General features: G+C 61.9%; 15 protein-coding genes. 11 read left to right on the forward strand and 4 right to left on the reverse strand.

From position 1 onward, the window contains the following. Positions 1-53 precede the first annotated feature (53 nt). The 6 genes from U2H20_RS08925 to U2H20_RS08950 all read left to right on the forward strand — a co-directional run bounded on the left by U2H20_RS08925 (position 54) and on the right by U2H20_RS08950 (position 10,799). Positions 54-752 (forward strand): helix-turn-helix domain-containing protein, encoded by a 699-nt coding sequence (locus tag U2H20_RS08925; RefSeq protein WP_430591936.1) that lies wholly within the window; start codon positions 54-56, stop codon positions 750-752. 237 nt (positions 753-989) lie between these two features. After that, entirely contained in the window at positions 990-1,766 is a 777-nt protein-coding gene (locus U2H20_RS08930) for a DUF5819 family protein (protein WP_430591937.1), read from the forward strand. 44 nt (positions 1,767-1,810) lie between these two features. Continuing rightward, positions 1,811-2,968, forward strand: coding sequence for an HTTM domain-containing protein (locus U2H20_RS08935; RefSeq protein WP_430591938.1), 1,158 nt, complete (start codon positions 1,811-1,813; stop codon positions 2,966-2,968). A 202-nt stretch (positions 2,969-3,170) separates the two neighbouring features. Beyond that, entirely contained in the window at positions 3,171-7,166 is a 3,996-nt protein-coding gene (locus tag U2H20_RS08940; RefSeq protein WP_430591939.1) for a DUF6923 family protein, read from the forward strand. Between the two features lie 169 nt (positions 7,167-7,335). Continuing rightward, positions 7,336-8,772, forward strand: coding sequence for a phytoene desaturase family protein (locus tag U2H20_RS08945; RefSeq protein ID WP_430591940.1), 1,437 nt, complete (start codon positions 7,336-7,338; stop codon positions 8,770-8,772). A gap of 59 nt (positions 8,773-8,831) precedes the next feature. Further along, the gene (locus tag U2H20_RS08950) at positions 8,832-10,799 is read left to right on the forward strand and encodes a M13 family metallopeptidase (protein ID WP_430591941.1); all 1,968 of its coding nucleotides are present in this window, start codon (positions 8,832-8,834) and stop codon (positions 10,797-10,799) included. Here U2H20_RS08950 and U2H20_RS08955 read toward each other — a convergent pair. The 3 genes from U2H20_RS08955 to U2H20_RS08965 are packed head-to-tail and all read right to left on the reverse strand — an operon-like array spanning position 10,786 to position 12,014. Further along, positions 10,786-11,457, reverse strand: a complete 672-nt coding sequence (locus U2H20_RS08955) for a dienelactone hydrolase family protein (protein ID WP_430591942.1) — start codon at positions 11,455-11,457, stop codon at positions 10,786-10,788. The two genes, U2H20_RS08950 and U2H20_RS08955, sit on opposite strands and share 14 nt — an antisense overlap. Further along, entirely contained in the window at positions 11,454-11,717 is a 264-nt protein-coding gene (locus tag U2H20_RS08960; RefSeq protein WP_430591943.1) for a hypothetical protein, read from the reverse strand. Before U2H20_RS08960 ends, U2H20_RS08955 begins: the two co-directional genes overlap by 4 nt. Positions 11,718-11,726: 9 nt before the next feature. Next, positions 11,727-12,014 (reverse strand): hypothetical protein, encoded by a 288-nt coding sequence (locus tag U2H20_RS08965; protein WP_430591944.1) that lies wholly within the window; start codon positions 12,012-12,014, stop codon positions 11,727-11,729. 128 nt (positions 12,015-12,142) lie between these two features. Here U2H20_RS08965 and dcd point away from each other — a divergent pair, with 128 nt between their 5' ends. Further along, the gene (gene dcd, locus U2H20_RS08970) at positions 12,143-12,721 is read left to right on the forward strand and encodes a dCTP deaminase (RefSeq protein ID WP_430591945.1); all 579 of its coding nucleotides are present in this window, start codon (positions 12,143-12,145) and stop codon (positions 12,719-12,721) included. A gap of 42 nt (positions 12,722-12,763) precedes the next feature. Here the strand turns inward: dcd and U2H20_RS08975 are convergent, their stop codons facing one another. Continuing rightward, entirely contained in the window at positions 12,764-14,149 is a 1,386-nt protein-coding gene (locus tag U2H20_RS08975) for an MFS transporter (protein ID WP_430591946.1), read from the reverse strand. A gap of 365 nt (positions 14,150-14,514) precedes the next feature. On the opposite strand from U2H20_RS08975, the gene dnaK reads away from it, so the two are divergent. Genes dnaK through U2H20_RS08995 form a run of 4 tightly spaced genes read left to right on the forward strand, consistent with a single transcriptional unit; the run spans position 14,515 to position 18,539 of the window. Beyond that, positions 14,515-16,380, forward strand: coding sequence for a molecular chaperone DnaK (gene dnaK, locus U2H20_RS08980; protein ID WP_430591947.1), 1,866 nt, complete (start codon positions 14,515-14,517; stop codon positions 16,378-16,380). 2 nt (positions 16,381-16,382) lie between these two features. Further along, on the forward strand, positions 16,383-17,114 hold the full coding sequence (locus tag U2H20_RS08985; protein ID WP_430591948.1) for a nucleotide exchange factor GrpE: 732 nt from the start codon (positions 16,383-16,385) through the stop codon (positions 17,112-17,114). Positions 17,115-17,142: 28 nt separating this feature from the next. Then, on the forward strand, positions 17,143-18,114 hold the full coding sequence (locus tag U2H20_RS08990; protein ID WP_430591949.1) for a DnaJ C-terminal domain-containing protein: 972 nt from the start codon (positions 17,143-17,145) through the stop codon (positions 18,112-18,114). Further along, complete coding sequence (locus U2H20_RS08995; protein ID WP_430591950.1) at positions 18,111-18,539, forward strand: heat shock protein transcriptional repressor HspR; 429 nt, start codon at positions 18,111-18,113, stop codon at positions 18,537-18,539. The genes U2H20_RS08990 and U2H20_RS08995 overlap by 4 nt, the downstream gene beginning before the upstream one ends. Positions 18,540-18,638 lie beyond the last annotated feature (99 nt).

Raw genomic sequence — 18,638 nt, forward strand, 5'->3', positions numbered from 1 at the left:
TGGCCAGATTCCAGGAATTCAGCTTCGGGCATTCGCACATTCCGCAATCGCAAATGACCTGGAGTCGACGCAAAGCCGGGAGCGAGCGGGCGCTGATCATCATTGTCAACTCGGGTCGAATGCGCGTTTCGCAGGTGCCCGGAGTAGTCGAGCGCGACCCCGGTGTGTACTTCATTCCGCCGGGGAGCGCCGAAGTCGTCATGACGTTCGAGAGCGAATCGAACGAGATCGTGTTCTTGAGCGCGAGCAGCGGTCTGATCGCCGACCTCCTGGCACGTGGAGAGCGGGCATCAAAGCAGCCCGCCATTGGTACGCACGTTCTCGCGCCGCTCTACGCATTCGCAGCGAATGTCTGCAGGATCCCCATCGACTCGGTGTCTGGGAGCGAGCCGCTGAAGGCCGTTGGGGCAGAGGTCATTCGTTCGATCGTCCGTCTTGTCGTCGGCGATGGCGAGCGAGTGCCCCAGCTGTACCTCGGGGCAATGGAGACCATCGTCAGCCAGTACCCGAACCCGGCAATCAATGCGCCTGAAATCGCACGCCGATTTGGTATTTCCCTTCGCACCCTTCAGCTCGAGTTTCAGGGGCACGGAACAACCGTTTCTGCTGAAATCCGTCGCGTGCGAACCAAAGCTGCGCGTCGGATCAAAGCTGCAAACCCCAAAATTACTCCGCAGGAACTCTGCGACTCGGTGGGATTCGGATCGCTCTCGGCGATGTTCCGGGCGCTCCGCGAAACCACCGAAGAATAAGAGCGCATTGCAGTTTGATTCTGCTAAGACGTTTCTCCAATCGGTTTATTACATGACTTCGTGAATTGCATATTTTTCATAGTTTCTGATAATTCGTATTGCGAATCATCCTCGTCGTTTCGTGCAATTGCCGTCCCTTCATAAACAATTCCCTGGTTTCCTATCTCGATGAGCCGGCTTCTACGCCGGTCACGTTCCAGCCGTGTCGGCGGACCGAAGAGATCAGGAAGAACCAGGTTGACCACTTCAACAAATCTGCAACGAACGCGACGCCCGATCATCGTTCGCGCGGTCGCTCTCGTCGCAGTGCTTGCTGTCGTGTGGCACGTCTTCGCTTCGTTCCTCTGGATCTTCCCGCCATCTCCGCTTCGGCAATTGGTACCGGGGAACGCACTCAGTAGCTACATGCTCCCGATGTTTGGCCAGTCGTGGACCGTCTTTGCACCTGAGCCGATCAACGGCGACTACCACTTCAATGTTCGAGCGGTCGTCGAGAACGACGGCGAACAAGAAGTCACTGGCTGGGTGAGTGCGACCGACGTCGAACTCTCGATGATTCAGAACAATCTTTTCCCGCCTCGCGCTGGCGCGCAGGCCGAAGAGCTCGCGAGCACCTACAGAAACCTCTGGCTCGATTTCAGTGAAGAGCAAACCAATCTGATCGGTGCCGACTACACCGATACCGACTGGCTCGCGGCGCTCGAAGCAGATCTCGCGGCGACAGCAACCGAGGCGGACATCGACACCTACGTTGCGCAAGAGCAACAGATGGCCGCGTATGCGACGCAGGTTGCCAAAGCGATCTGGGGTGACGATGTCGTGCAAATTCAGTACCGAGTGAGCCGACAGAATGTCATCCCCTTCGCAGACCGCAATGATCCCTCCGCGGTGCGCCCAGATCCTCACGTTGTCCTGCCGGGATGGCGGCCGACGATCGTCGTTCCCGGACAAAACGAAGACAACTTCGCCGACGTCTTTCTGCAGCAGTACCGCTCGCTCCAGGGGCTTCAATAATGCGCGATCTCACAGACGGCCGCTCTCACGCAGAAAGCACAACAATGACAAACCCTGAAGAGACACCGCTTCCACGTGGGCTCGTCGCGCTTGGTGAAATGATCGCGTCCGGCGTAGCAAAAACGATCGGGAGTGCAATTCAGCTCTGTCGGACAATCGACAATTGGTTGCTCGACTCTAAACATGCGAGCTTTGGAATTGCCGTAACTCGGATTCTGCTCGGACTCACCGCGCTCGGACTCCTGCTCACCAATTTCAACACTCGCCTGTATTCCTTTGGCTCTGGGGCGGCCTGGAACGGTGAAATGGCCGAGCCGGTGAGCTCGTTCCCACAAATTTGGCTGTTCAGTGCATTCCACGCTGTGCTCGGCAATGATGTGCTCTTCACGCTGATGTACATCGGGCTCATGGTGCTCGCCGCCCTCGTCGTTCTCGGGTGGCGTTTCAAGTTCGTCATCCCGGTGTTCTTTGTCATGTGGGTCAGCTTCATTGAAGTGAACGACATGCTCGGAGATCAGGGCGACAACATGTTCCGGATCGCGATCCTGTTCTTGTTTTTTACCGATGCCGCGGCTCACTGGTCGCTCGATGCTCGCCGTCGACGCAAGCATGAACTCTTCGCTGTCGGTGGCTCGGCCAACCAGATCGGCACCCTGTTCCACAACCTTGCGCTCGTCGCGCTCACCGCACAGGTGATCTTCGTCTACACCTCGGGCGCCCTCTTCAAAGCAGGTGGTGCGCCCTGGCGCGAGGGCCGTGCCGTCTACGATCCGCTGCAGACCGCTCGCTTCGGAACCTGGCCTGCACTGAGTGACTTTGTGACCGCGTGGGGTCCAGCCGTTGCGATCTTCACACTTGGCTCGATTTTCATCCAGGCGGCGTTCCCTTTCCTGCTCCTGCATCGCACGACCCGAATCATCGGCTTGTTCGGAATTCTCGCGTTCCATGTCGGCATCGCGGTGCTCATGGGACTGCCGTGGTTCTCGTTGACGATGGTCGCCATCGACTCGATCTTCGTTCGCGATCGCAGCTGGAAGAAGCTCGCAAGCTGTGTGAGGCGAGTGGTGCAACCCGGTGCGGGCAGCGCGAGCGAAGCAGGCCCGAGCACCTCCGCGGTCAGCGACTCGACCGCGGCGAAACCTCAGCCAGGCGCGGCGGAGGATCTCCCAACTACTTCTTCGACACCGGCGGTATCGAAGTGAACACTGTGGCCCAGTCCCCAGCTGAGCCCAACCGTCGAGCGCAATCCGTGCGCGCGACCTCCCAAGAAACACAATGAGGGGAATCACAATGCAACTTGAGAGAAGCCGGGACAACGTCCCGAATCGCTCTCGACGGCGAAGGCTGCAGGTTGGTGGCGTGGCGATTGTCGCGACACTGGCTTTTGGAGCGTTCGGCGGAGCCATGGCTGCAAACGCAGCGACTGGGGATCCATTCGATCCAAACTCGGGTTCGGTGTACTTCGTGCAAGGAACCGGCGCATATGGGGATGCAACGAAGTTCCTCGAAGCACACATTGACCCAGCGACTGGTCAGTACGTCTTCATGGACCTCGGAAACGTTCAGGGGATCCGTGGCGGGGCGACCCCGCTGCGTATCAATGCGCTCGCATACAACCCCGCCGATGGCTTTATGTACGCTTCGGCTTGGGGTCCGGCAACCGACCCAAACGCGAGAATCGTCAAGATCGGTCAGGACGGCAAGATCGTCAGCATGACCAGCACGTTCAACTTCCGTGGTGTGTTCGCTGGCGCATTCAACCCAGACGACGGTTTGTACTACATGATCACGCGCAATGCAGAAGGCGAGCCTGTGCAAATTGCGGTGTACAACACGCAGACCGAACAGATCGTGAGGCGTGTTCCTTTCCCCATTGGCACTGAAGTTCCCGCACAGGATTTCGCGTTCATCGACGGGTACATGTGGGGAATGTCGAGAGAGGGCAACCTCCTCCGAGTTGATCCAAGTAACGGCCGCTCCACGAACTTCGGTCAGAAGGCACCTGATGCTCCAGGCGGCTACGGCGGCATTTGGGAATACGGCAATGGAAACCTGGGTGTGAGCAACAACTCCACGGGCGAGGTGTTCCAGTTCAAGATCGAGAACGCTGGCGACTCGAACCCGACGATCACCCAGGTCGGTCGCTCACGTGGTCCATCCACAACGGATAACGACGCGACCTCCATCCCTGGCACGCCGGCCGAGTTGAAGCTCGAGAAGAGCGGCCCGACACGTTTCATGATTGGCGACGCGATCGAGTATCGCTTCACGGTCTCCAACGTGGGCGGCACGCAGTCAACCGGTTGGGTGCTGAACGACCTGCTCCCTGGTGGACTTTCCAACCCTCGTACTTCGTCGACGGATGTCTCACTCAACACCTCCGATGAGAACGGGAAGACCCGACTCTTCCTCACCGGTGGGCCGCTCGCCGCGAACTCTTCGATCGAGGTTGTCGTTCAGGTCGACACGTCTGATCAGATCTCAGCATTCGAAGACAACGACGGCAATGCCAGCAACGGTCTGTGCTTTGTCAACAGGGCGGATCTCTTCGGAAACGAGGACGACCCGAACTGGCTCGACAACTCGTCCGAGTCTGGCTGCGCAACCCCATACACCTCGAGCCTCGCGCTTGATAAAGAAGTGAAGACGGTCACCGATGTCAATGGCAACGGAATTACCGATGCTGGCGACACGATCGTCTGGACGTTCAGCGTCACGAACGATGGTCGCTCGACAATCACTAATGTGACGGTTGACGACGCCCTGCTGCATGGCCTCAACATCGCGATCAGTGGTGGTGACACCGAGCTCGCACCTGGCGAGACGACGCTCTTCACTTCGGAGGCGTACACGATCACTCCGCAAGATGGAGCGAACGGTTCTGTCAAGAACGTTGCAATCGCGCGCGGTGACTCGCCGAACGGTGTTCCAGAGACGCCGGAATCCCCAGAGGACAACACCGAAACCCCAGTCGAGCCAGCGGTGCCGGTCGACCCGAGCGTGAATGCTTCGGCGTCGGCTGCTGCATCGGCGAAGGCTGATGTTGACGCGGATCCTGCGGCGCAGGTTGCTGCTCAGGCTGCGGCGTCTCCGTCGGCTGAGTCTGCGGCGTCGGCTGCTGCTGATGTTTCGGCGAACGCTGCTGCGCAATCGGCGGCGAACCCGGATGCTTCGAGTGCTGCGTCAACGGATGTTTCTTCGGAAGCGAATGCTGCTGCTCAGGCTGCTGCGAACCCGTCGGCTGATTCGGAGGCAACTTCGGCGCAGAACGCTTCGGCTTCAGTTGCTGCGAACGCCGACTCGTCCTCGGCTGCGAAAGCTGCTGCAGAAACGGATTCCTCGACGAACGCTTCGGCGGACTTCGATGCTGACGCTTCTGCCGATCCGGCTGCGAATGTGAACGCTTCGGCGTCTGCTGCTGCCTCGGCGAAGGCTGATGTTGACGCGGATCCTGCGGCGCAGGTTGCTGCGCAGGCTGCGGCGTCTCCGTCGGCTGAGTCTGCGGCGTCGGCTGCTGCTGATGTTTCGGCGAACGCTGCTGCGCAATCGGCGGCGAACCCGGATGCTTCGAGTGCTGCGTCAACGGATGTTTCTTCGGAAGCGAATGCTGCTGCTCAGGCTGCTGCGAACCCGTCGGCTGATTCGGAGGCAACTTCGGCGCAGAACGCTTCTGCTTCAGTTGCTGCGAACGCGGACTCGTCCTCGGCTGCGAAAGCTGCTGCAGAAACGGATTCCTCGACGAACGCTTCGGCGGACTTCGATGCTGATGCTTCTGCCGATCCGGCTGCGAATGTAAACGCTTCGGCGTCGGCTGCTGCCTCGGCGGCTGCGAATGCTGATGCATCGCCGGCTGCTCAGGCTGCTGCGGAATCGGCTGCGAACCCTGCAGCGGAAACGGCAGCATCTGCTGCTGCTTCAGCACGGGCAAACGCGGACGCGACCCCCGCTGCACAGTCCGCTGCAGAATCAGCTGCGAACCCGAATGCTTCGGCATCGGTGTCCGTTGATGCTTCGTCGGATGTTTCCTCGGAAGCAAACGCGGAATCAACCGCTGCTGCGCAGGCGGCTGCCAACCCTTCGGCTAATGCACAGACCACTGCTGCTGTGAACGCAGACGCAACTGCTGCGGCATCCGTTGACGGGACCACGGCTGCATCCGTAGCCGCAGACCCTGACTCGTCGAACAACGCATCCGCCGAATTCGACGCGAACGCTTCTGCCGCTGCTGATCCAGCTGCGAATGTGAACGCTTCGGCGTCGGCTGCGGCGTCGGCGAAGTCGGATGCGGACACGGATCCTGCGGCGCGGGCTGCGGCGCAGGCTGCGGCGTCTCCGTCGGCTGAGTCTGCGGCGTCGGCTGCTGCTGATGTTTCGGCGAATGCTGCTGCTCAGGCTGCTGCGAACCCGAACTCGTCGAGTGCTGCGTCAACGGATGTTTCTTCGGAGGCGTCTGCTGCTGCGCAGGCTGCTGCGAATCCGGCTGCGCAAGCTGATGCGTCTTCGACTGCTAACGCTTCGGTGTCTGCAGCGGTGAACGCTGATGCGTCGAGTGCTGCCAAGGCTGCAGCGACACCGAACGCGGAAGCTGCGTCATCTTCTGATGCATCGATCGAGTTCGATGCTGATGCGGATGCGTCGACTGATCCGAACGCGAATGTGAACGCTTCGGCGTCGGCTGCGGCGTCGGCGGCTGCGAATGCTGATGCGTCTCCGGCTGCTCAGGCTGCTGCGGAATCGGCTGCGAACCCTTCGGCGGAAACGGCAGCATCTGCTACTGCTTCAGCTCGGGCAAACGCAGACGCGACTCCCGCTGCACAGGCCGCTGCAGAGTCAGCTGCGAACCCGAATGCTTCGGCATCGGTGTCCGTTGATGCTTCGTCGGATGTTTCCTCGGAAGCAAACGCGGAATCAACCGCTGCTGCGCAGGCCGCTGCCAACCCTTCGGCTGATGCTCAGACCGCTGCTGCTGCGAATGCAGACGCAACTGCTGCGGCATCCGTTGACGGGACCACGGCTGCATCCGTAGCCGCAGACCCTGATTCGTCGAACAACGCATCCGCCGAATTCGACGCTGACGCGAGCGCATCGAGCGACCCGAACGCGACGGTCAACACCGACGCAGCGGTCAACACCGACGCGGCAGCGAACGCCGACCCGGAGGCATCGGCGAACGCCGACACCCGGGCATCGGCGAACACTGCAGCGAACGCAACCGCTACCACCGATGCAACGGCTTCCGCCAAGGCATCATCGAAGGCGGGCGCAAAGGGAACCCCGGCGCTGAACGTCACCGGATCATCGTTCGCACTGATGATCACGATCATCGCGATCGTCGGGCTGCTGCTCGGTCTCGCAATGATCATCGTGAGCGCACGACGGAAGTCGAGCGAACAGAGCTAAGGCTCCTGTGCTCACGTGAGCACAGCGAAATCAGGGAACACCCGAGTGCGGGGCGGACGAGCAACCCTCGTTCGCCCCGCACTCTTATGCTCACCGCGATGCGACTCCCAAGAGCAGCGCGGCATCACTCCACACATCGATCGCAGCACCCCAGAAAGAGGCAAGGCGCATGGCAAATGCCCTCATCGTGGGAAGCGGACCGAACGGACTCGCTGCAGCGCACGTCCTCGCAAGCGCTGGATACTTCGTGCACCTCGTCGAGCGCAGCGACCACCTCGGGGGAGGCGCACGATCCTCCACGCTCCCAGAAACCGGTCTGCTCATTGACACCTGTGCGGCCGTCCACCCAATGGCAGTCGGGTCCGAGTTTTTGCAGGCGCTCAAGTTCACCGAAGCGGAAGTGCAGTGGAAACGCGCCGACATCGACTGTGCGCACCCGCTCGACGATGGTCGCGCCGCTCTGATCCGAACCTCCATCCGTGCAACAGCTGCAGGACTCGGCGTCGACGAACGGCGTTGGCGAGCGATGTTCGAGGCATCCGCACAGAACTTTGCGCAGCTGGCAGACAGCATCATGGGACCGCTCGCGAGAGTGCCGAAGCACCCGATCACGCTTGCACGGTTCGGCGTGACCTGCCTCCCGACTCCCGCGATGAACATCTCGCTGTTCAAAACGGAAACTGCAAAAGCGCTCTACGCGGGCGTCGTTGCGCACGCATTTCAGCCGTTCAACAGGCCACTCGTCGGAGCGATCGGCAATGGGATCATCGTCGGCGGGCACGCGGGGGGATGGCCCGTGGTTGCAGGCGGCACGGGCCGGCTCACCGCAGCGATTCTTGCGAGGCTCCGGGCCCTCGGGGTCACCTTTGAAACTGGCACGACGGTCAAGTCGTTCGAGCAGGTTCGTGGCTTCGACATCGTGATGTACGACCTGCATCCAAGTGCGGTCGCGAAAATCTTCGACGGGGTGGCGCCAGCCGGGGCCATCCAGCGCTTTCGAGGTTTCAAGCGCGGACCCGCCGCGTTCAAGCTCGATCTCGCGGTTGCCGACGGAATCCCCTGGACCAATGAGGACGTCCGCCGTGCGGGCACCGTGCACCTCGGCGGGAGTACAAGGGAGATCGCGAACTCTGAACGCGCGATCACGCGCGGCCAGATGCCGGATCGTCCGTTCGTACTGATCGGCCAGCAATACCTCGCCGACCCGCAGCGAGCCGACGGCCAACTGAAGCCTGTATACGCCTACGCCCATGTACCGCACGGATTCCGCGGCGATGCGACTGATGCGATTCTTGGCCAAATCGAGCGCTTCGCGCCCGGTGCCCGAGAGCGGGTCGTTGAGCTGCAGTCGACATCCGCCACCGCAATGGCCGCGAAGAACCTGAACTTCATTGGCGGCGACATCCTGACGGGAGCGAAGACACCGTTGCAGTTGGCCGCGGGACCACGGCTGACGTTGCGGCCGTACGACACCGGACTGCGCGGGCACTTCATCTGCTCGGCAGCGACGCCGCCGGGCCCCGGCGTGCACGGGATGAGCGGATTCCACGCAGCGCATCGTGCGATTCAGGAGCATCAGCGCCGTCCGGATCGCCGGGTGCTCTGACATTTCGCCCCTATCGAAACTCCACGTGAATGCGCTTCCCTCGCTCATAGGATGAGGGCATGGCGCCCAAAGAAGCAGCAAAGATCGAGATCCCGCAGAACGAATCAGGTTTGCCACTCGAGGAGTTCGAGCCGAATATTCGTCCGGCAGACGACCTCTTCCGGCACGTGCACAGTCGCTGGCTCGATCGCACCAAGATCCCCGCAGATCGTGCGCGATACGGCTCCTTCGTGCAGCTCGTCGAGCAGGCAGAAATTGAAGTGCAGCAGATCATCACGGAAGCCGGAGAGGCCGGCAGCTCCGAGGCGATGCAGAAGATTGCAACGCTCTACGCGAGCTTCATGGACACCGATCGCGCGAACGCGGCAGGCATCGAGCCGATTCGCGATCTGCTGGATCGCGTCGATGCGATCTCGAACGTCACAGAGTTCTTGACGACGCTCGGTTCGCTCGAGCGCGAAGGCGTCGGAGGCTTTCTGCAGGCGTACGTCGACAACGACCCTGGAAATCCAGAGCGATACATCATCGGTCTCGAACAGGCGGGGATCGGCCTCCCCGATGAGTCGTACTATCGCGAAGATTCGTTCGCTGAACTGCGCGACACCTACCGCGAGTACCTCGCAACCATGTTCGGTCACCTCGGCAGCGACGACGCGCAGACCGACGCCGACCAGGTGTTCGAACTCGAACGCGAGTTGGCTGCGCACCACTGGAACTCGGTCGACAGTCGCGACTCCAAACTGACGTACAACCTGCGCCGCCTGCACGACGATCTGCATGCACTGAAGCCGTGGGCTCTGTCGCTCGCGAGCGAAAAAGCCTTCGAAGAAGTAGTCGTTCGTCAGCCGAGCTTCATCGCAGAACTCCTCGAACTGCTCAATGAGGAACGCCTTGCGGACTGGAAACTGTGGTTGCGCGTCACCGTGCTTCGCTCCTTCGCTCCGTACTTGAGCGAGCAGATCTCACGCGACAATTTCGACTTCGTCGGGACCGCATTGACCGGCGCGACAAAGCAGCGTGACCGTTGGCGTCGAGGCATTGCGCTCGTCGAGGGCGTTCTCGGCGACATCGTGGGCCGCGAGTATGTCGCTCGTGCCTTCGATGAAAGCTCGAAGGCCAAGATGGACAAGCTCGTCGAGTGGCTCGTCGAGGCTTACCGTCAGAGCATCACCAAGCTCGACTGGATGAGCGAAGGCACGCGCGCGAACGCGATCCAGAAGCTCGAGAAGTTCACGCCGAAGGTCGGCTACCCCGTGAAGTGGCGCAGCTACGAGGCGCTGGAGATCAGCGACGACCTCGTTGGCAACGTTCGCGCCTCGAACGTGTTCGAGCACAATCGCGAGATCAACAAGATCGGTGCACCGATCGATCGCGACGAGTGGTTCATGAGCCCGCAGACCGTGAACGCCTATTACAACCCGGGCTTCAACGAGATCGTGTTCCCGGCAGCGATCCTGCAGTACCCGTTCTTCGATTCGAATCGTGATGCGGCAGCAAACTTCGGGGCTATCGGTGCTGTGATCGGCCATGAGATCGGCCACGGATTCGACGACCAGGGCTCGCGGTACAACGGTGACGGTCTGCTCGAGGACTGGTGGACGGACGAGGACCGAGCGCGCTTCGAAGAGCGCACGAGCTCGCTGATCGCGCAGTTCGACGCGCTCGCTCCGAGCGAGGCTCCCGATCACAAGGTCAACGGTGCGCTCACCATTGGCGAGAACATCGGTGACCTCGGTGGTCTCGGAATCGCGTGGAAGGCATACTTGCTTTCGCTTGAGGGTGAAGAGCCGCCGGTCGTCGACGGCTTGACGGGCGCGCAGCGTTTCTTCTACGCATGGGCGCAGGCCTGGCAGTTGAAGATCCGCCCGGAAGAGGCGATCCGTCTGGTGTCGATCGACCCGCACTCGCCGAACGAGCACCGCACAAACCAGATCGTCCGCAACCTCGACGAGTTCTACGTTGCGTTCGACGTGCAGGAGGACGACGGCCTGTATCTCGCGCCGGAGGCTCGCGTCACGATCTGGTAGTCGCGTCTTCGCTGTTCAAGTGCTCGAGCAAGAAGGCTCGAGTCTTCGCGAACGCTTCGCTCGCCGCTGTTGCATTGAAACGGCGCTCGATCGAGGCGTTCGCGAAACCGTGAACGGTGTCGTTGTAGAGCGTGAGGCTCGCGTTCGATTGCCCTTCGCGCTCCAAATGCGCGACGTACTCCTCGGCGACTTCGGTGTCGCCGAATTCGTCTTCGACCGGTGCGTGGAACAGCAAGGGCGTGCGCACGATCCAGCCCTCTTCTGGCGGGACCGCACCGTAATACGAGACGGCGGCATCGATCGAACCGGTCGCTGCGTGGTGTAGCACGGACATCGACCCGAGCGAGAATCCGACAAGTCCGGCGCTGGTGCTCCCGAGTGCTCGGGCTTCTCCGAGCGCATCGGTGATGAGTTGTGAGCGTGCTTCGAGGTCGCTCGTGCATTCGCCCGCGAGCCGTTCGGCATTCTCGTCGTCATCGGTCTGCGCACCGAGATAGAGGTCGGGGACCGCGACGCGGAAGCCGGCGATCGCCAGGTCGCCCGCAATGTCGGCGAGGTATGGGAGCCTTCCGTACCAATCGTGCACGAGCACCACGACGGGTGCGCCCTCCTGCCCGTACCAGTGTGTTGCGGTGTCTTCGCTGTGCATGAGACTCATGAGAACCCTCCAAGGTCGGTGATGAGCGTGCGGAGATCAGAGACCGTGTGTGGATCGCTGATCGGGTGTCCTCGGCGGTTGACGGAGAGCGCGGGATGGCCGACAGCTCGTGCGCCCTCGCTCGCGAACCAGGCGTCCGGAATCTCTGTCGTCGGAGTGATGCCGCGGCCCGCGAGCCAAGCTCTCACCGCCTCGGCGCTTGCTCCCTCATGATCGAAGAGTGTCTCATCGAGGGCGAGCAGTGCTGCCGTGACCTGCATGCCGAGTGATCAGCGGTGACCGGAACGACGGGGTCGCTGGCGAGAGGTGGAGAGTAGTTTCGTCGGAGGGTTCGGCTTCCCGCCCCGGCCGTTCGCTCCGTTCTCGCCGTGGGTGCCGTGCCCGTTGTCGTCGTGCGACTCATCACCGGCAGCGCGCGCGTCCGCCTCTGCTTTCCAGGCCTTCTTGATCGTCTCGGGCGGAACGCGCAGAAACGGCCTCGTGAAATCGTGCTGCGGCGAGGAGTGCGTCTCGTCGCGGCTGAACGAGGAGTGCAGGGGATCAGAATTCTGTGGCACCGGAAACCTCCAAGGATGCGGCATCGCGTGTTTGCAATGCTGGCACGGTGCCCGGAGACCGTCAATGATCTGGAGCGCGCGCGGTCGTGCGGCTGCGCTGGGGAACTGAGCGTCGATACACTGCTTTCGTGCTGCTCAGTGACCGTGACATCCGTGCCCGCCTCGAATCCGGCCAGCTCGGCCTCGATCCGCTCGACCTCTCGATGGTGCAACCCTCGAGCGTTGACGTTCGACTCGACCGCAGTTTTCGTTTGTTCGACAACCACAAGTACCCCTTCATCGATCCGGCAGAGGAGCAGCCTGAGCTCACGCGGCTCGTGGAGACCGAGCCCGATGAAGCGTTCATCCTGCATCCGGGCGAGTTCGTGCTCGGCGCGACCTACGAGGTCGTGACGCTGCCTGACGATGTTGCTGCACGGCTCGAAGGAAAATCGAGCCTCGGTCGTCTCGGCCTGCTCACGCATTCCACGGCAGGTTTTATCGACCCAGGGTTCTCAGGGCACGTCACGCTCGAGCTCTCGAACGTCTCGACCCTGCCGATCAAGTTGTGGCCGGGAATGAAGATCGGGCAGGTTTGCTACTTCCAGTTGTCGAGCCCGGCCGAGAATCCTTACGGCACCGCATCGAACCTGTCGAGATACCAGGGCCAGCGTGGTCCGACGGCGAGCAAGTCGTTCGCGAACTTCCACCGCACGCGCGTGCAGTAATCGCGCTTCTGCGCTGAGGGCTGAGGGCTGAGGGCTGAGCGCTTAGGCGTTGAGTTTGGCGTGGCCCTCGGTCTTCACGGGGATCATGAGTGCGATTCCCGCGATCAGGACGAGTGCGATGGCGATAATGCCGTAGCGAGTGTCCCCACCGACGGCGACGAATACCGCGAAGAGACCTGCGGTCAAGAAGCCCACTGCGCGACCCGAGGTGGCGTAGAGACCGAACATTTCGCCCTCACGGCCGATCGGCGTGATGCGTGCCATGAAGGCGCGAGCTGACGACTGCACGGGGCCGACGAAGATCGTGAGCGCGAGGCCGACGACCCAGAATGCTTCTTTCGAGTCGACGAAGTACATGACGGCCGCAGAGGCGATCATGATCGCGAGCGAGGTCAGGATCACGAGTTTGGGTCCGAATCGGTCGTCGACCCATCCGCCGACGAACGTGCCGATTCCTGCGGTGACGTTGGCTGCGATTGCGAAGAGCAGCACCTCTGTGGTCGAGAAGCCGAACACCACCGAGGCGATGATCGCACCGAATGTGAAGACTCCGGAGAGGCCGTCGCGGAACACTGCGCTCGCAATGAGGAACATCAGCACGTTCTTGCGGCTTGTTGCGATGACCTTGATCGTCGAGAACAACTGACGGTACGAATCGAGGATGCTGACCTGTTTGCGGTCGGGATCGGCCGGTAGTTCCGGCACCTTCAGGAGCACTGGGATCGAGAAGACGAAGAACCAGGCTGCGCTCGCCACGATCGCGAGGCGGACATCGAGTGCACCGCCTTCGATTCCGTTGGGGATCGCCAGGATTCCGCCGCCCCCGGTGCCGAAGTCGAAGATGAAGAGCACGAGCAAAAGGGCGAGCAGGACGATGCCACCGACGTAGCCCATGCCCCATCCGAAGCCGGAGATGCGGCCCATCGTCGCGGGTGTCGAAACCTGCGTGATCATCGCGTTGTAGTTGACGGACGCGATCTCGAAGAAGATGTTGCCGGCTGCGAGCAGGATCGCGCCGAGCCAGATGTACTCGGGGACCGGGGTCACAAAGAACATGCCGAGCATTGCGAGGATCGTGATGCCGGTGTTGACGGCCATCCAGAACTTTCGCTTTCCGCGACCGTCGGATCGTTGGCCGAGCACGGGCGCGATCGCCGCAACCGCGACTCCGGCGATCGCAAGGGCGGTGCCGACGACGGCAGAGTTGTCGGCGAGTGCTTTCACGAGCGGCTGATACTGGTCGTCACCGTTTGCGGCGGCCACGATCGCTGGATCGACGAAGTAGTCGCTCGCGATGTAGCGGCTGAAGACGAACGTCGTGACGACGGCGTTGAAGGAGGCGCTTCCCCAGTCCCAGAAGGCCCATGCAATAGAGCGTCGCTTGAGTTCGCGAGCCGAGATCTGGGTTCCATCCACCGTTGCAGTCACTCGCACAGCGTACCCCGGTGTTTTGCGGATGCTGTGCGGTTTTCATGGATCGTGGCTGAGGTGTTGCCTGTTGTTCATTCGGTGTCGGCAGTGCTCTCGGCTCGACGTATTCATAGCCTTTCAAACTTGACAGCAGTCGACTCATGGTTGAAACTTGAGTCTGTACGGCTCAATGTGTGAGCGAGCGGCCCTCGACTGAATGCGTTCAGCAGCGGGGCGACCGTGAGCACAAGCCGAACAGGTTCCGGGGAGAATCTGCCGAAGATCCGCGGCAGGCTTTCCCGCCGGAATCAGAGATTCCGCGCCGAGGCTCGGGTTCGTATTCGAATCCAGAGGGCCTCGCATCAGAACACAAAGGAGACACCATGTCACGAGCAGTCGGCATTGACCTCGGAACAACAAACTCGGTCGTCGCGTTCCTCGACGGTGGCGAACCCACTGTCATCGCAAACGCTGAAGGCTTCCGCACGACCCCATCGGTCGTCGCATTCGCAAAAGACGGCGAAACCCTCGTCGGTGAGCCGGCGAAGCGCCAGGCTGTCACGAACGTCGACCGCACCATCGCATCGGTGAAGCGCCACGTCGGAACCGACTGGACCACCTCGATCGATGACAAGAAGTTCACCGCGCAGGAGATCTCCGCGCGTATCCTCGGCAAGCTCAAGCGCGACGCTGAGACCTACCTCGGTGAGAAAGTCACCGACGCGGTCATCACCGTTCCTGCGTACTTCAACGACGCCGAGCGCCAGGCAACGAAGGAAGCCGGCGAAATCTCCGGCCTCAACGTGCTCCGCATTGTCAACGAGCCGACCGCAGCAGCGCTCGCGTACGGTCTCGACAAGGGCAAAGAAGACGAACTGATCCTCGTGTTCGACCTCGGTGGTGGAACGTTCGACGTTTCGCTGCTCGAAGTCGGAAAAGACGACGACTTCTCGACCATCCAGGTTCGCGCAACGAGTGGTGACAACCGCCTCGGTGGAGACGACTGGGACGCTCGGGTCGTCGAGCACCTGATCAAGAAGTTCAAGGAGTCGACCGGTGTCGACGTCTCGAACGACAAGATCGCGAAGCAGCGCCTCAAGGAAGCCGCAGAGCAGGCGAAGAAGGAACTCTCCTCCTCGACCTCGACGAGCATCCAGCTGCCGTACCTCTCGCTCACGAGCGACGGCCCGGCAAACCTCGACGTCACGCTCACCCGTGCACAGTTCGAGCAGATGACGAGCGACCTGCTCGAGCGCACGAAGAAGCCGTTCAACGATGTCATCGCTGAAGCAGGCGTCAGCGTCAACGACATTGCACACGTCGTGCTCGTCGGTGGATCGACCCGTATGCCGGCGGTCACCGAGCTCGTCAAGCAGCTCACCGGTGGCAAGGAGCCGAACAAGACGGTCAACCCGGACGAGGTCGTCGCAGTCGGTGCAGCGCTGCAGGCCGGCGTGCTCCGTGGAGAGCGCAAGGACGTCCTCCTCATCGACGTCACGCCACTCTCGCTCGGTATCGAGACCAAGGGCGGCATGATGACGAAGCTCATCGAGCGCAACACCGCGATCCCGACCAAGCGCAGCGAAACCTTCACGACCGCGGAAGACAACCAGCCATCGGTTGCCATCCAGGTCTTCCAGGGCGAGCGCGACTTCACCCGCGACAACAAGGCGCTCGGAACCTTCGAGCTCACCGGCATCGCACCAGCTCCACGCGGAGTTCCACAGGTCGAGGTCACCTTCGACATCGACGCGAACGGCATCGTGCACGTGTCCGCAAAGGACAAGGGCACTGGCAAGGAGCAGTCGATGACGATCACGGGTGGATCGAGCCTCTCGAAGGACGACATCGAGCGCATGGTTCGCGAAGCCGAAGAGAACTCGGCGGAAGACGCACGTCGCCGTGAGGCAGCGGAGTCGCGCAACAGTGGCGAACAGCTCGTCTACAGCGTTGAGAAGATCCTCACCGACAACGCAGAGCAGCTTCCAGAAGACGTGAAGACCGAGGTCCAGGCCGACGTCGACGCGTTGAAGTCAGCGCTCGCCGGTGACGACGACGAGGCAGTGAAGACAGCGGTCGAGAAGCTCGGCGCGAGCCAGCAGAAACTCGGCGAAGCGCTGTACGCACAGTCGCAGGAAGCGCAGCCAGAAGGCGACGCTGCTCCCGGCGCTGAAGAGCCAGCACAGGCCAACGCAGACGACGACATCGTCGATGCAGAGGTAGTCGATGACGAGGACGAAAAGAAGTAATCATGACGAACGAGCACGAGCAGCCAGAGCACACGAACGAGGAATCCTCCGAAGAGCGCGAGCAGCCGGTCGTGCGCGACCGTCGTCGGATCGATCCGGAAACCGGTGAGGCACGTGAGTCAGCAGAATCTGCGGACTCCGGCCTCACCGGCAACGGAGCCGAAGATGCGACCGAGGGTGCTGCCGAGCAGCACCCTGAGGGCGCAGGCGAGGAAACCTCGAACGGCGCTGACGAAACCGACGAACAGGTAGGCGACGCAGAAACAGGGTTCGACGAGTCGCTCTCTGAGACTGACCGCGCCCTGCTCGAAGCAGAGGCTCGAGTCAACGCGAGCACAGAAGAGCTGCAGCGACTGCAGGCCGAATACGTCAACTACCGTCGCCGGATCGAGCGCGAGCGCGCATCCGATCGTGAAGCGACGATTGCCAAGACGATCCAGACGCTGCTTCCAGCGCTCGATGACCTTGATCTCGCACGCAAGCACGGCGACCTCGAAGAAGGTCCGCTCGCGCTCGTGGCGCAGAAACTGGTCGCGGGCATGGAGTCGCTCGGACTCTCTCGTGTCGGCGAAGTCGGAGATCGCTTCGACCCGAGCGAACACGAAGCAATCGCGCAGCTGCCGAACCCAGAAGTACAAGAAATGACCATTGCCGACGTCGTGCTCGGCGGTTACCGTCTTGGTGACCGACTCGTGCGCGCGGCGAAGGTCGCTGTCTTTGTTCCTGCCGACTAAGCCGGCATCAGCATGAGAGGAGAACCTTATGGCGAGTAACGACTGGCTCGATAAGGACTTCTATGCGGTGCTCGGCGTGCAGAAAGATGTGTCCGAAGCAGAACTGAAGAAGACATATCGCAAGCTCGCGCGGCAGTACCACCCCGATTCGAATGCTGGGGACGCCAAGGCGGAGGCTCGCTTCAAAGAAATCAGCGAAGCGCACTCTGTGCTCGGCGACCCGAAGCAGCGCAAAGAATACGACGCGGTGCGCGCGATGGCCGGTGGCCGACCGCGCTTCGCTCCGGGTGGCGCGGGCGGCTTCGAAGACGTCTTCGGCGGCTTCGGCGGCGGTGCCGGGGCGCGGCAGCAGCAGTATGGCTCGCCCGACTTCGAGGACCTCCTGGGAGGCATGTTCGGTGGTGGCGGCTTCGGGCAGACGAGCGGCGGATTCCGCGGCTTCGGCGGCCCGCAGCGAGGGCGCGACGTCCAGGCGCACGCGACGCTCGATTTCCGGACCGCAGTGCAGGGCGACACCTTGAAGCTCACGGTCGGCGGACGTTCCATGAACGTCAAAGTCCCGCCGGGAGTTCGCGACGGGCAGAAGATCAAGTTGCGGGGCAAAGGCGAGCCGAGCCCGGACGGTGGCGAATCAGGCGACCTGATTCTCAGCGTCAAGGTCGGTGCGCACCCGGTGTTCACGATGGAGGGCGAGAACCTCCGCGTCAACGTTCCGGTCACCTTTGCTGAGGCAGCGCTCGGCGCGACGATCGAGGTTCCCACGCTCGAGGGCGGCACCGTCCGCTTGAAAGTCGCTCCGGGAACCCCGAACGGTCGGGTTTTGCGAGTCAAAGGCAAGGGCGTTCACGCTGCACGGGCGACGGGAGACCTGCTCGCCACTGTGCAGATCGCCGTGCCGACGCATCTGCCGAACGCCGCAAAAGAAGCACTCGAACAATTCCAGCAGGCAATGCCGAGCGAGAACCCTCGTGAAGCGTTGATCGCACAGGCGAAGCAATGATGAGCCACGATCAATTTGACGAGTTGACGCCGCTGTTCGCAATCGCGGCAGCGGCGGAACTCGCAGCCCTGCACCCGCAAACGTTGCGGCAGTATGACCGCCTCGGGCTCGTCGTCCCGACCCGGACCGCGGGAAACACGCGCCGATACTCGATGCGAGACGTCGCGCAGCTCCGAGAGGTGCAGCGACTGAGCGCAGAGGGCGTCAACCTCGAGGGGATTCGACGTATCGTCGAGCTCGAGAACGAGAATCGTGCGCTCCAGATCCGTGTGCGAGAGCTCGAATCTGCACTCGCCGATGAGATCGTCCGACGTGAGGGCCGGAGAATCTTCGCCGCCGGGAGCGAGGGAGTGCAGACGCTCCGTCACGGTGCGCGGCCCCAGCGCCCAGGCCAGATCGTCGTCTGGCGACCAAAGCACGACTGAGCGCACGCTCCTTCGTGTCGCTCGTTCCGGCTGCGCGTTCCGCCGGACTGAGCCCTGCGCAAAGATCGCGCATCGATCGCGCCAAGAAAAAGAGCCACG

Origin of the sequence: Humidisolicoccus flavus (assembly GCF_045689595.1) — a bacterium.
GTDB classification, from domain to species: Bacteria; Actinomycetota; Actinomycetes; order Actinomycetales; family Microbacteriaceae; genus Humidisolicoccus; species Humidisolicoccus flavus.

Bases quoted from the DNA above. Each gene is read 5' to 3' on its own strand.
- U2H20_RS08925 (WP_430591936.1), top strand. From the start codon at position 54: ATGACCTGGAGTCGACGCAAAGCCGGGAGCGAGCGGGCGCTGATCATC.
- U2H20_RS08935 (WP_430591938.1), top strand. From the start codon at position 1,811: ATGACAAACCCTGAAGAGACACCGCTTCCACGTGGGCTCGTCGCGCTT.
- U2H20_RS08940 (WP_430591939.1), top strand. From the start codon at position 3,171: ATGGCTGCAAACGCAGCGACTGGGGATCCATTCGATCCAAACTCGGGT.
- U2H20_RS08945 (WP_430591940.1), top strand. From the start codon at position 7,336: ATGGCAAATGCCCTCATCGTGGGAAGCGGACCGAACGGACTCGCTGCA.
- U2H20_RS08950 (WP_430591941.1), top strand. From the start codon at position 8,832: ATGGCGCCCAAAGAAGCAGCAAAGATCGAGATCCCGCAGAACGAATCA.
- U2H20_RS08955 (WP_430591942.1), bottom strand. From the start codon at position 11,457: ATGAGTCTCATGCACAGCGAAGACACCGCAACACACTGGTACGGGCAG.
- U2H20_RS08960 (WP_430591943.1), bottom strand. From the start codon at position 11,717: ATGCAGGTCACGGCAGCACTGCTCGCCCTCGATGAGACACTCTTCGAT.
- dnaK (WP_430591947.1), top strand. From the start codon at position 14,515: ATGTCACGAGCAGTCGGCATTGACCTCGGAACAACAAACTCGGTCGTC.
- U2H20_RS08985 (WP_430591948.1), top strand. From the start codon at position 16,383: ATGACGAACGAGCACGAGCAGCCAGAGCACACGAACGAGGAATCCTCC.
- U2H20_RS08990 (WP_430591949.1), top strand. From the start codon at position 17,143: ATGGCGAGTAACGACTGGCTCGATAAGGACTTCTATGCGGTGCTCGGC.
- U2H20_RS08995 (WP_430591950.1), top strand. From the start codon at position 18,111: ATGATGAGCCACGATCAATTTGACGAGTTGACGCCGCTGTTCGCAATC.